The organism is Streptomyces sp. CB03234, assembly GCF_001905885.1.
Classification (GTDB): Bacteria; Actinomycetota; Actinomycetes; order Streptomycetales; family Streptomycetaceae; genus Streptomyces.
Window position 1 is genome coordinate 339,431 of record NZ_LIYH01000005.1, and the last position, 12,618, is coordinate 352,048.

Sequence of the window (12,618 nt, forward strand, 5' to 3'; positions counted from 1 at the left end):
CCGCGGCTTCCCGCGTCACTTCTTGCTGTCGAGTACCGCCTTCATCACATCGCGGGCGATCGGCCCGGCGAGGCCGCCACCGCTGATGTCGTCACGGGTGGCGTTGGAGTCCTCGACCACCACGGCGACGGCGACCGGGGCCCCGTCGTCGGTCTTGGCGTACGAGATGAACCAGGCGTACGGGCGGGCCTTGTTCAGCTCGCCGTGCTGGGCGGTACCGGTCTTGCCACCGACCTTCACCCCGTCGATCTTCGCCCGGCCGCCGGTGCCGTTCCGGCTCTCGACAACGCTCTCCATCATCTCCTGGACGAGCTGGGCGGTCTTCGGCGACATCGGCCGGCTCATCTCCTCCGGCTCGTGCTTCTCCAGCACGTCGAGGTCCGGCGAGCGCAGCTCGTCCACCATGTACGGCTTCATCAGCTTGCCGTCGTTGGCGATCGCCGCGGCGACCATGGCCATCTGGAGCGGAGTGGTGTTGGTGTTGAACTGGCCGATGGAGGACAGCGCGTTCTGCGGGCGGTCCATGTTCCGGTCGTAGATCGACTTCGCGGCGCGGACCGGGGTGTCGATCTCCGCGTTGTTGAAGCCGAACTTCTCCGCCATCTCGACCATCTTGTCGCGGCCGACCTCATGACCGAGCTTGGCGAAGACCGAGTTGCAGGACACCTCCATCGCGTACCTCAGCGTGGCGTTCTCACAGCCCCGGGCGTGGTTCTTCATCGCGATACGGGTGTCGGGCAGGATGTACGGCTCGGGCGTATCGGTCGCCGCGTCGATGTCGGTGACCTTGCCGTTCTCCAGCGCCGCGGCGGCCGTCAGCACCTTGAAGGTGGAGCCGGGCGGGTAGATCTCGCGCAGCGCGCGGTTCAGCTTCGGCTTGTCCTTGTCCTTCTCCAGCGCCTGCCACGCCTTGGCGTCCTTGTCGTGGTAGCCGGCGAAGGACGACGGGTCGTACGAGGGCGTCGAGGCGAGCGCGAGGATCTTGCCGGTCGACGGCTCGATGGCGGCGACGGCGCCCTTCTTGTCGCCGAGCCCCTCGAAGGCGGCCTTCTGGGCGGCGCCATTGAGGGTGGTGACGACGTCACCGCCCTTCTTCTTGTCGCCGGTGAACATCGACAGGGTGCGGTCGAAGAAGAGCCGGTCGTCGTTGCCGGTGAGGATGCCGTCGTGGAGCTTCTCGAGCTGGTTGGCGTCGAACGCCTGCGAGGCGTAGCCCGTGACGGGCGCCCACATGGGGCCGTCGACGTAGGTGCGCTTGTACTTGTAGAACGGGTCCTTCGAGTCGACGGTGCCGGTGATCGGCTTGCCGTCGACGATGATGTTGCCGCGGACGTTGGCGTACCGCTCGATCGTGACGCGCCGGTTCTTCTCGTGAGAGCTGAGCTCCCCGGCGCGGACGTACTGGATCCAGTTGTCCCGGATCAGCAGGGCGAGCACCAGCAGGCCGCAGAAGATCGCGATATGGCGCAGGGGCTTGTTCACGGTCGGACCACCTGGGTCATCTCGGCGTCGGGGGACGGGGCGGGTGCCGGCGCGGGACGGCGGGCGGTGTCGCTGATCCGGAGCAGGATGGCGATCAGCGCCCAGTTGGCGATCACGGACGAACCGCCGTACGCGAGGAACGGCATGGTCATACCGGTCAGCGGGATGAGGCCCATCACACCGCCGGCGACGACGAAGATCTGGAGGGCGAAGGCACCGGACAGACCGGTCGCCAGCAGTTTGCCGAACGGGTCACGGGCGGCGAGCGCGGTACGGATGCCCCGCTCGACGATCAGGCCGTACAGCAGCAGGAACGCCATGACACCGGCCAGGCCCAGCTCCTCGCCGACGGTGGCGAAGATGAAGTCGGAGTTGGCCGCGAAGCCGATCAGGTCCGAGTTGCCCTGGCCGAGCCCGGTGCCGAGAGTGCCGCCGGAGCCGAAGGACATCAGCACCTGGGTCATCTGGTCGCAGGCGGCGGCCATGTTGGAGCCCTCGGGGGCCGTCTTGACGCACCCGAAGGGGTCGAGCCAGGCGGCCACCCGGGACTTGACGTGGGTGGCGGTCGAGCCGACGACGACCGCGCCGCCCACGGCCATCAGCAGACCCATGATGATCCAGCTGGTCCGCTCGGTCGCCACGTACAGCATGATCACGAACATGCCGAAGAACAGCAGCGACGTACCGAGGTCGTTCTCGAAGACCAGGATGAGCAGGCTGACGGCCCAGATCGTCAGGATCGGGCCGAGGTCACGGCCACGGGGCAGGTAGAGGCCCATGAAGCGGCGGCTGGCCAGCGCGAGCGCGTCCCGCTTCACCATCAGGTAGCCGGAGAAGAAGACCGCGATGACGATCTTCGCGAACTCGCCGGGCTGGATGGAGAACGGCCCGACCTTGATCCAGATCTTGGCACCGAAGACGTCCGAGCCGAGGCCCGGCACCAGCGGGAGCAGCAGCAGGATGACCGCCGCCACCATGGAGATGTACGTGTAGCGCTGGAGGACGCGGTGGTCCTTCAGGAACATCAGCACCAGCAGGAACAGCGCGACGCCGATGGCCGAGTACATCAGCTGCTTGGGCGCGTCCGGCGTGAAGGTGTCGTACCGGGCGATGATGCGCGGCGACTGGTCCAGCCGCCAGATCAGTACCAGCCCGAGCCCGTTGAGCAGGGTCGCCAGCGGCAGCAGGATGGGGTCGGCGTACTTGGCGAACCTCCGCACCAGCAGATGGGCGATGCCGGCCAGCAGGCCCAGCCCGATGCCGTAGCCGAGCATGCCCGCCGGGACCTTGCCGTCGAGCGCGAGGCCCACGTTCAGGTAGGCGAACACCGGGATCGCGACGGCGAAGCCGAGCAGCGCCAGCTCGGTGTTGCGGCGGCTCGGCAAGTCGATCGCGCCGATGGTGGTCGTGTTGGTGACAACGCTCATGGTGGTGAAAGGCCCCCTACGGGTGCTTAACTCTTGCCGCAGTTCGAGGCCAGCTTCTGCTCCTCCTCCGAGAGGGTGGGGCCCGGAGTCGGAGTGGCTGCGGTGCTGGTGGTGGGCTTGGGCGTGGGCTCGGTCGGGAGGCCGGTCGTGCCGCCGGCCTGGCCCTCACCGGGAGGTGCGGCGGGTACCCGGTCGGCCGCCGCCTGGCGCTGCTCCTGCTTCTTGCAGGCGGACGCCTGGGCGGCGAGTTCCTCGATCTTGTCCTGCGCCTTGGCGAGGCTGCCGCCGGCGATGGTCTCCTCGACCTGCTTGCGCTGGTAGTCGGGGAGGTACTTCAGTTCGATCTCCGGGTGGTCCTTCTCGACCTCCGAGAGCGAGACCCACGCCAGGTCCTGGCTGATGCCACGGTAGAGCGCGACGTGCTCGTCCTTGGTACCGACGTAGTACTGCGTCTGGGTCCAGCGGTAGCCGCCGTACGTCGCGCCGCCGACCACGGCCAGGACGAGCAGGAGGAAGAACGATCTCTTCAGCCACTTGCGGCCGCTGCGCGGCTTGTCGAAGTCCTCATCGCTGTACGCGCCGAAGCTGCCCTCCGGCGGCATGCCACCGTACCCGAGGCCGTCGCCGCTGCCGGGCGGGCCGAAGCCGCCACCGGGCGGCTGCGGTGCCTGGCGGCCGAGGCCGGCGGCGCGGCCCGCGGGGGTCTCCATGGCGCCACCGTCGTTCAGCTGCTGCTGGTTCTCGGCGACCGCGCCCACGATGACGGGGGTGTCGCTGAGCTGCCCGGCCAGGGTGTCGCCGCCGTCGACGTCGAGGACGTCGGCGACGATCACGGTGATGTTGTCCGGCCCGCCGCCGCGCAGCGCGAGCTGGATCAGGTCCTGGACGGTCTCCTGGGGGCCCTGGTAGCTGGCGAGCGTCTCCTCCATCGTCTGGTGGGAGACGACGCCGGACAGGCCGTCGGAGCAGATCAGGTACCGGTCGCCGGCCCGTACCTCACGGATGGAGAGGTCCGGCTCGACGTGGTCGCCACTGCCCAGCGCGCGCATCAGCAGCGAGCGCTGCGGGTGGGTGGTGGCCTCCTCCTCGGTGATGCGGCCCTCGTCGACCAGGCGCTGCACCCATGTGTGGTCCTGGGTGATCTGCGTCAGTACGCCGTCACGGAGGAGGTACGCCCGGGAGTCGCCGACGTGGACCAGGCCGAGGCGCTGGCCCGTCCACAGCAGGGCGGTCAGGGTGGTCCCCATGCCCTCCAGCTGCGGGTCCTCCTCGACCATCAGCCGCAGCTGGTCGTTGGCGCGCTGCACCGCCGTACCGAGCGAGGTGAGGATGTCGGAGCCGGGTACGTCGTCGTCGAGCGTGACGAGCGTGGAGATCACCTCGGACGAGGCGACCTCACCGGCGGCCTGGCCGCCCATGCCGTCGGCGATCGCGAGCAGGCGGGGACCGGCGTACCCGGAGTCCTCGTTGCCCTCGCGGATCATGCCCTTGTGCGATCCGGCGGCGAAACGCAGTGACAGACTCATGCGCACCTGCCCTGTCGACTCCGACGCCTCCGGGTACAGCCGGTCTCGAGCCACACTGCCCACCCTCCGGTCGGGAGCCTGTGCCGGTCACCTGAGGGCACCGCTGCGGCTCGCTCGCTCCGCTCGCTCATTGTCGTACTACTTCCGCAGCTCGATGACGGTCTTGCCGATGCGGATCGGCGCGCCCAGCGGAATCGGTGTCGGGGTGGTGAGTCGGGTCCGGTCGAGATACGTGCCGTTGGTGGACCCGAGATCCTCGACGATCCACTGGCCGTCACGGTCCGGGTAGATCCTGGCATGCCTGCTGGACGCGTAGTCGTCGTCCAGGACGATCGTGGAGTCGTGCGCGCGTCCCAGGGTGATCGTCTGGCCCTGGAGGGCGACCGTGGTGCCCGTGAGGGTGCCCTCGGAGACGACCAGTTTGGTCGGGGCCCCGCGGCGCTGACGGCCGGACTGCTGGCGCTGCTGCGGCGGTGCCGCGGCCTGCTGGCGGGCGGCCTGCTGGGGCCGCGCGCTGTCGCGGCGCGAACCGCGCTGCGTGACACGCGTCCCGAACAGGTCGCTGCGAATGACCTGAACGGCCACGATGACGAACAGCCACAGTACGGCGAGGAAACCCAACCGCATGACCGTGAGGGTCAGCTCTGACATTGCCCCCGCTTCACCCTTCGGCTTGCCGGTAAACGATGGTGGTACTGCCCACGACGATCCGCGAGCCGTCGCGGAGCGTAGCGCGGGTGGTGTGCTGCCCGTCCACCACGATGCCGTTGGTGGACCCGAGATCCTGGATCGTCGAGGGCGTTCCGGTCCGGATCTCGCAGTGGCGGCGCGATACGCCGGGGTCGTCGATCCGCACGTCGGCTTCGGTGCTGCGGCCCAGCACCAGCGTCGGGCGGGAGATCTGGTGGCGGGTGCCATTGATCTCGATCCAGCGGCGCACCTGGGCGCCGGGCATGGGGCCCGCGGCGCCCGGCGGGCGGCCTGCCACGGGCGGACGGTTCATACCGGGCGGCGGGGCCGCCGGCATCGGAGGAGCGGCGGCGGGAGGGTAGCCATAGCCACCGGGGCGGCCACCGGCCGGCGGCGCGGCGGGGCCGGCGTGACCGGCGTGTCCGGCGGGAGCGGACGGTGCCTGCGACTGTGACGTACTCGACGCGAGCGTCCGGCTGCGCACCCGGTACAGGCCCGTGTCGAGGTCGTCCGCCTTCTCCAGGTGGACCTTGATCGGGCCCATGAAGGTGTACCGCTGCTGCTTGGCGTAGTCGCGGACCAGGCCGGACAGCTCGTCGCCGAGCTGGCCCGAGTAGGGGCTGAGGCGCTCGTAGTCCGGCGCGCTCAGCTCCACGATGAAGTCGTTGGGGACGACCGTACGGTCGCGGTTCCAGATCGAGGCGTTGTTGTCGCACTCGCGCTGGAGGGCACCTGCGATCTCGACGGGCTGGACCTCGGACTTGAAAACCTTGGCGAAGGTGCCGTTGACCAGACCTTCGAGACGCTGCTCGAAACGCTTCAGGACTCCCATGGGGCACCTCCTCCGTCGTTGCCGTCCTGGTACTGCTTACTGATCGTATCCACGCGTCGGGAAATCGGCTGGTTCCCCTTCTCTGCCCTGTGGACGAGTGTCACCTCTCACAGGGATCGTAGAGGCGCCCTCCAGACAGTGTCCCGCACCTGAGGTGCACCTTGGAGGAGTGGGTACGGCGGGAAGCCGTTCCCTGTTCTGCCGGGTGTGGCTCGTGCTTCCGCTTCGTACGTCGGCACCCTCTCCCCTTACCCCTTACGCCTTGCCTCACGGCCCCCGTCCCCTCTCTGTTCGCCGCCGGGGCGCCCGAAACAAACGGATGTGAATCCACCTCCCGCGGCGTGCTAATCTTCAGATGTCGCCAGGCGATCGCACCGGAAGAACGGTGGGGGAACCAAGCGGCAACACCCAATGCGCGGGTGGCGGAATAGGCAGACGCGCTGGATTCAGGTTCCAGTGCCCGCAAGGGCGTGGGGGTTCAACTCCCCCCTCGCGCACCACCACAGAACGGGTGGCATCGATCACGATGCCACCCGTTCTGCTGTGTCCGAGCACATCTGTGCGGCCCGTGCGGCCCGTGCGGCGTGCGTCCCGTGCGTCCCGTGTGAGCAAGGTCTCAGCGGCGTACGAGGGGCCGTCGCGGCGCCGGACCGCGACGACGAACAGGGCGCCGGCCAGGAAGGCCGCTGCCGCGATGACCGCCGACCGCCGGAACCCCGAGGTGAAGTCGCCCGCCGAGGCGGTGAGGGTGCCGAACAGCGCGACACCGACCGCGACACCGACCGCGCTGCCGACCTGACGGAAGACGTTGAAGACCCGGGCACCACCTCGCAGGCGGGCTCGGCGCGGACCTCACCACCTGGTTGTTCCTGGAGTAGGCGTTCGGTGTGGACGCTCAGGCGTTGCGGTTGTAGCGGAGCAGGTAGGCGGCGAAGCGGTCGAGGTCCTCGGTGGACCAGTCGGCGAGGCGTTCCTGGTAGGCGGCGCGGCGGCTGGCGTGGGTGGAGGACAGGACCCGGGTGCCGGCAGCCGTGGGGTGCAGCACCTGGACGCGGTGGTCCGCGGGGTCGGGGCGGCGCTCGACGAGGCCCAGCTTTTCGAGGGTGGCGACCTGCCGGCTGACGGTCGACTTGTCGAGCAGGTAGTGGGCGGCGAGGTCGGTGGCCCGGCAGCCGTGCTGCTCGTCGATGTGCGACAGCAGCGTGTACGAGACGAGCGACAGCTCGGGGTGGAGCCGCGCGGCCGTGGCGCGGGCGCGGCGGGCGAACGCCGTCAGCTCGCGCTGGATGGTGTCGACCGACTCGTCGCGTCCGGCTGACATGTGGGGGTCACCTTCTTCTTCCGAATTCAGTTGTATAGTACAACGATAGGAAAGGTTGTAAAAGCCAACTGCTGGAGGTTGTCCGTCATGTCGCCCTCGCCGTCTTCACCACCGGCCCCGCCGCGGAGGGCGCACGCCGGTCCCGGCGCCGGTACGGGTACCGCGGGTGCGCTCCGTCATGTGCTCGGTCATCTGCTGACGCCCCTGCTGATGTGCGTCGGCATGGGGCTCGCGTACCTCGGGGCCTTCCACGCACCCCAACCGCACGATCTGCGGGTCGATGTGGTCGGGTCCGGGCCCAGCGCCCAGGTGCTGGCGCAGACGCTGCAGGACCAGGGCGACGGCGCCCTGGACGTGCGGACCGTCCCCGGGCGGGACGAGGCGGTCGAGGCGCTGGAGGGGCAGGAGGCCTTCGGGGCGTATGTGCCGGGAGCGAAGCCTGAGTTGCTGGTCGCGTCGGCCGCCTCGGACACCAGCGCCACGGTCGTCGAGAAGGTCTTCACCGGGGTCGCGGCGGAGCAGGGCGCGCCGCTGAAGGTGACGGATGTGGTGCCGGTGGCGGAGGGCGATCCGACGGGGCAGGGCATCTTCTTCCTGCTGGTGGCGTTGTCGATCGGCTCGTACGCGTCGGTGGCGGTGATCGGCGGGGCCGGTGCCGTGCTGCCGCTGCGTCTGCGGGCGCTGCTGGCGGCCGGGATGTCGCTGGTGGTGAGCGTGATCGGCGCGGTGTTCGCCGGGCCGCTGTTCCACCTGGTGGACGAGGGCCTGGGCGGTGTCTGGGCGATGGCGTGGCTGTACTCGGCCGGGATCCTGCTGATCGGCGTCGGACTGCACACGTTCCTGAAGCGGTGGACGACGCTGGGCGTGATGGTGCTGTTCGTGATGCTGAACTTCACCAGCTCGGGAGGGGTCTTCCGGCCGGAGCTCCAGCCCGGGTTCTTCGCGTCGCTGCACGCCTTCTGGAACGGCGCCGGCTTCGTCGAGGGCGTACGGGCCCATGTGTACTTCGGCGGGCACGGCCTCGGCGGCAATGTGCTGGTGCTGGCCCTGTGGCTGCTCGCGGGTGTCGCCGCGGTGGCCGTTGCGGGGGTGGCGGAGGCCCGGCGGCGCTCGGTGGAGGCGGGGCCCGGTGCGGAGGAGGAGATGGAGGAGGCGGTCGCCGTCTGAGGGCGGCTCGCGCGGTTGTCCACAGGCCGGGACGGGGTGGCGGTGGCGGAGGTACCTTCTTGGTCAGCCGGCCGCAGTTGGGCAGTTGGGCAGGTGGCCAACTGGGCGAGTGCCAGCTGGGCGAGGGCGAGGGCGACGGTGAACGGGGGCGGGGCTCATGGGTGACATCCGGACGGGCGACATCCGGGCGGCGGTACCGGCGCAGCGCGGGGCCGGCGGTGGCGGGCGCATACCGGTGGTGCCGGGGTTCGCCGTCGTGGACCGCGGAGAGGGTTCGCCGAAGGGGCGGGGCAAGGCGCTGCGGGAGCGGGTGCCCCGGTCGTCGCACGGGATGCTGGAGCTCCCCGAGGGCCGGCCGGATGCCGTGCGGGCGGTGGAGGAGTCGAGCCGGGGCCGGGTGCCGGGGCTGGCGCCGATACGGGTGGGCAGGATGGCCGCCACGCCGTTCGCGTTCCTGCGCGGCGCCGCCGGGCTGATGGCGCACGACCTGGCGGGTACGCCGGTCACCGGCATCGGCGCGCAGATATGCGGGGACGCGCACGCGGCGAACTTCGGGCTGTACGGCGATGCGCGCGGCGGGCTCGTCATCGACCTGAACGACTTCGACGAGACGGCGGTCGGCCCCTGGGAGTGGGACGTCAAGCGGCTCGCGACGTCGCTGGTGCTCGCCGGGCGGGAGGCGGGCGCGGACGAGGACGTGTGCCGGGCGGCGGCGTTCGACTCGGTGGGCGCCTACCGGCGGACCATGCGGCTGCTCGCGAAGCTGCCCGTCCTGGACGCCTGGAACGCGATCGCCGACGAGGAACTGGTCTCGCACACCGACGCCCGGGATCTGCTGGGCACGCTGGAGCGGGTGTCGGAGAAGGCACGGGCCAACACCAGTGCCCGGTTCGCCGCCAAGGCGACGGAGGAGTGCCCGGACGGCGGCCGGCGGTTCGTGGACGCCCCGCCGGTGCTGCGCCGGGTGCCGGACGCGGAGGCGGCGGCGGTGGCCGCGTCGCTGGGCGCGTACGTGGAGACACTGCCGGAGGACCGGCTGCCGCTGCTCGCGCGGTACGCGATCCACGACGTGGCGTTCCGGGTGGTGGGCACCGGGAGCGTGGGGACGCGTTCGTACGTGGTGCTGCTGCTGGATCACCGGGGCGAGCCGCTGGTGCTGCAGGTCAAGGAGGCGCGGCCCTCCGCGCTGCTGCCGTACCTGCCGCGGGTGGGCTTCCCCGTGGGGGAGGTGGAGCACGAGGGGCGGCGCGTGGTCCTCGGGCAGAAGCGCATGCAGGTCGTCAGCGACAACCTGCTGGGCTGGACGACGGTCGAGGGCAGGCCGTATCAGGTGCGGCAGTTCCGCAACCGCAAGGGGAGCGTGGACCCGGCGGCGCTGTCGGCCGACCAGGTCGACGACTACGGGCGGATGACGGGGGCCCTGCTGGCCCGGGCGCACGCCCACAGCGCCGACCCCCGGCTCATCGCCGGATACTGCGGCAAGAACGAGGAGCTGGACGAGGCGGTGGCCCGGTTCGCCGTGGCGTACGCGGACCGGACGGAGGCGGATCACGCCGATCTGCTCGCGGCGGTGAGGAGCGGGCGCGTGGCCGCCGAGCTGGGGGTGTGACGGGCCGGGGCCTCTCGCCCGTACGCTGGTCGGGTGACGACCCCGAACGACGACGTGACCGGTGCCCCGACCGCCGACGAGACCGCTCGGACCGCTGACGCGGCAAAGGCCGCTGGGGCCGCCGCTGGGGCCGCCGCTGAAGCCGCCGAGGCCGCCGGTACGGCTGATACGGCCGGTACGGCCGAGCGGCCCGAGGCGCGGCTGGAGCGGGCGGTGCGTGCGGCGGAACAGGCGCTGATCGAGTTCGAGATCGCGGTGGAGACGTTCCGGGTGGAGGTGGAGAACTTCTCCCGGCTGCACCACCAGAAGCTCGGCCCGATGTACGCGCGGCTGGACGAGCTGGACGCGCTGATCGCGGAGGCGAAGGCGGCCCGCACCGGTGATCCGGAGGATGTGCGCAAGGCCCAGTCGGCGCGGGCGCTGGTGATGCCGATGCCGGGTGTCGACGAGCTGTTCAACGACTGGGTGGACTCCGACGGCCTGTCCCCCGAGGCCGCGGCGATGCTCACCGACCAGCCGGTGCAGCCGCCCAGGCGGGTGCGGCCGAGCGACGAGGCGCGCAAGCTCTACCGCGAGCTGGCCCGCAAGGCGCACCCGGACCTGGCGCGCGAGGAGAAGGAGCGGCAGCGGCGCGAGGAGTTCATCACCCGGGTCAATGCCGCGTACGGGCGCGGGGACGAGGCGCTGCTGCGGGAACTGTCCGAGGAGTGGGCGGTGGGCCCGGCGCCTGCGGCCGCCGCGCTCAGCGAGAGCGAGGAGCTGTACGCCAGGCTCGAATGGCTGGCCCGCCGCAAGGAGCTGCTGACCGTGGTGGCGCGGGACCTGGAGGACAGCGCGATCGGCGCGATGCTGCGGATGGCGCCCGACGACCCCGACCGGCTGCTGGAGGAGATCGCCGAGCAGCTGCTGGCACAGGTCGCCGAGCGCGAGGCGGAGCTGGCGGCGCTGGCGCGGTAGTGGTTGTGCAGTAGCGTCGGGATGTCTCCACGAGCGACGATCCCACCGGATGAGAGAAGGCCTGACCCATGAACTTCGCACCACTGCCCACCGTGGATGCCGCCTCCGTACCGGCCGACGGACTGGTGCTGGACGTCCGTGAGGACGACGAGTGGGCGGCCGGGCATGTCGAGGGCGCGCTGCACGTGCCGATGAGCGACTTCGTGGCGCGGTTCGGTGAGGTGACCGAGGCGGTCGCCGACGGGCGCCGTGCCTATGTGATGTGCCGGGTCGGCGGCCGTTCGGCACAGGTCACCCAGTACCTGGTGCAGCAGGGCATCGACGCCGTGAACATCGACGGCGGCATGCTCGCCTGGGAAGGCGCCGGCCGCCCCATGGTCACCGACAACGGCAGCCCCGCCGTCGTTCTGTAGGCCGTGACCGGCCCGGTTTCAGCCCAGGGGGTGCGCGGCCAGCAGGTCGCCGAGCGCCTCCTCGTGGGCCGCCGCCGGGCCCAGTGACAGTTCCAGCTGCTTGGCCCAGGCGTGGTAGCGGTGCAGCGGGTAGTCGGTGTCGGCGCCGAAGCCGCCGTGCAGGTGCTGAGCCGTCTGCACGACCCGCCGTACGCCCTCGGAGGCCCAGATCTTCGCCACCGCGATGTCCCCGGCGGCGGGCAGCGCCCCGCCGGCGCCCGAGCCGATCCGCCAGGCCGCCTGCCAGAGCGTGGCCTCCATGGCGCGCAGGTCGATGTAACGGTCGGCGGCCTGGACGGCGACGGCCTGGAACGTCGCGATGGGGAACCCGAACTGTTCACGCTTGCCGGTGTACGCCGACGTCATCGCGAGCACGGCCTCCCCGACGCCGAGCGCCAGCGCACACGTCCCGGTGGCGAGCAGCCCGCGCAGCCACTCCCAGGCGCCCTCGCCGTCGATCACCTCGCGGCCGGTGACCCGCACGGCGTCGAGCCGTACCTCGGCGAGCAGTTCGCCGCTCGTGGACACCTGGTCGGCAAGGGTGAGGCCCGCGTGGGTGCGGGGCACCAGGGCGAGGACCGCACGGCCCTCGGGGGTGTGCGCCGGTATGGCGATGCGGTCCGCGCACCGTGCCCACGGGACGCCCGTGTGCATCCCCTCGAGCACCCAGCGGTCGCCGTCCCGGCGGGCCGTCACCGCCAGCTCCGCCGGATCGTGGCCGCTGCGGCCGTTGGCGCCGACGGTGAGCACCAGGTCGCCGCGGCCGACCCGGGGGAGCAGCTCGGCGGCCAGCTCCGCGTCGCCGTACCGCTCCAGGGCCATCGCGACCGCGCTGGTCTCCAGCAGCGGCACCCGGGCCAGCACTTTGGCCGACTCGCGCAGCACCAGGCAGAGCGCGATGGGGTCCAGGCCGGCGCCGCCGTACCCGGGCGCCAGCACGAGGCTCAGCAGGTCCGCCGCCGCGAGCTTCGCCCACAGCGGCCGGTCGAACTCCTCGGCCACCGCGCCCGGCGTGAGCGCGGGGCTCGGTACGCCGTCGGGCGCGACGCCCTTGAAGACCGCCCTCGCCGCCTCGACGGCCGCCTGCTGCTCCTCGCTGAAGGTGAAGTCCACAGCCCTTTGCCTCCCCGCGCGCCCACCTCATCTGACGGACCG

General features: G+C 71.0%; 12 protein-coding genes and 1 tRNA gene. 6 read left to right on the plus strand and 7 right to left on the minus strand.

Annotated features, from left to right (window positions below; genetic code table 11):
* Positions 1-15: 15 nt before the first annotated feature.
* From AMK26_RS22910 to AMK26_RS22930, 5 genes are all read right to left on the minus strand, one after another.
* Entirely contained in the window at positions 16-1,482 is a 1,467-nt protein-coding gene (locus AMK26_RS22910) for a peptidoglycan D,D-transpeptidase FtsI family protein (RefSeq protein ID WP_073756597.1), read from the minus strand.
* Positions 1,479-2,909 carry an FtsW/RodA/SpoVE family cell cycle protein gene (locus AMK26_RS22915; protein ID WP_073756598.1) on the minus strand — a complete coding sequence of 477 codons (1,431 nt, stop codon included), beginning with the start codon at positions 2,907-2,909 and terminating at the stop codon, positions 1,479-1,481. Before AMK26_RS22915 ends, AMK26_RS22910 begins: the two co-directional genes overlap by 4 nt.
* Before the next feature lie 26 nt (positions 2,910-2,935).
* Entirely contained in the window at positions 2,936-4,435 is a 1,500-nt protein-coding gene (locus tag AMK26_RS22920) for a Stp1/IreP family PP2C-type Ser/Thr phosphatase (protein ID WP_073756599.1), read from the minus strand.
* A 138-nt stretch (positions 4,436-4,573) separates the two neighbouring features.
* Positions 4,574-5,086: an FHA domain-containing protein FhaB/FipA gene (locus AMK26_RS22925; RefSeq protein ID WP_073756600.1), complete on the minus strand. Its 513-nt coding sequence runs from the start codon at positions 5,084-5,086 to the stop codon at positions 4,574-4,576.
* Between the two features lie 10 nt (positions 5,087-5,096).
* Positions 5,097-5,957 (minus strand): FhaA domain-containing protein, encoded by an 861-nt coding sequence (locus tag AMK26_RS22930; protein ID WP_073756601.1) that lies wholly within the window; start codon positions 5,955-5,957, stop codon positions 5,097-5,099.
* Between the two features lie 413 nt (positions 5,958-6,370).
* Here AMK26_RS22930 and AMK26_RS22935 point away from each other — a divergent pair.
* A tRNA-Leu gene (locus tag AMK26_RS22935) sits at positions 6,371-6,457 on the plus strand.
* 104 nt (positions 6,458-6,561) lie between these two features.
* A complete protein-coding gene (locus AMK26_RS36755; RefSeq protein ID WP_143608605.1) occupies positions 6,562-6,756 on the plus strand; it encodes a hypothetical protein in 195 nt (64 codons plus the stop codon).
* A 96-nt stretch (positions 6,757-6,852) separates the two neighbouring features.
* Here AMK26_RS36755 and AMK26_RS22940 read toward each other — a convergent pair whose 3' ends face one another.
* Complete coding sequence (locus tag AMK26_RS22940; RefSeq protein ID WP_073756602.1) at positions 6,853-7,278, minus strand: MarR family winged helix-turn-helix transcriptional regulator; 426 nt, start codon at positions 7,276-7,278, stop codon at positions 6,853-6,855.
* An 87-nt stretch (positions 7,279-7,365) separates the two neighbouring features.
* Here AMK26_RS22940 and AMK26_RS22945 point away from each other — a divergent pair, with 87 nt between their 5' ends.
* The 4 genes from AMK26_RS22945 to AMK26_RS22960 all read left to right on the plus strand — a co-directional run bounded on the left by AMK26_RS22945 (position 7,366) and on the right by AMK26_RS22960 (position 11,424).
* Positions 7,366-8,445, plus strand: coding sequence for a hypothetical protein (locus AMK26_RS22945; protein WP_073756603.1), 1,080 nt, complete (start codon positions 7,366-7,368; stop codon positions 8,443-8,445).
* Positions 8,446-8,602: 157 nt separating this feature from the next.
* Positions 8,603-10,054, plus strand: a complete 1,452-nt coding sequence (locus AMK26_RS22950) for a DUF2252 domain-containing protein (RefSeq protein WP_073756604.1) — start codon at positions 8,603-8,605, stop codon at positions 10,052-10,054.
* Positions 10,055-10,255: 201 nt separating this feature from the next.
* A complete protein-coding gene (locus tag AMK26_RS22955; protein ID WP_241838060.1) occupies positions 10,256-11,011 on the plus strand; it encodes a hypothetical protein in 756 nt (251 codons plus the stop codon).
* A gap of 68 nt (positions 11,012-11,079) precedes the next feature.
* Positions 11,080-11,424, plus strand: a complete 345-nt coding sequence (locus tag AMK26_RS22960) for a rhodanese-like domain-containing protein (RefSeq protein ID WP_073756606.1) — start codon at positions 11,080-11,082, stop codon at positions 11,422-11,424.
* An 18-nt stretch (positions 11,425-11,442) separates the two neighbouring features.
* Here the strand turns inward: AMK26_RS22960 and AMK26_RS22965 are convergent, their stop codons facing one another.
* The gene (locus tag AMK26_RS22965) at positions 11,443-12,576 is read right to left on the minus strand and encodes an acyl-CoA dehydrogenase family protein (protein ID WP_073756607.1); all 1,134 of its coding nucleotides are present in this window, start codon (positions 12,574-12,576) and stop codon (positions 11,443-11,445) included.
* Positions 12,577-12,618 lie beyond the last annotated feature (42 nt).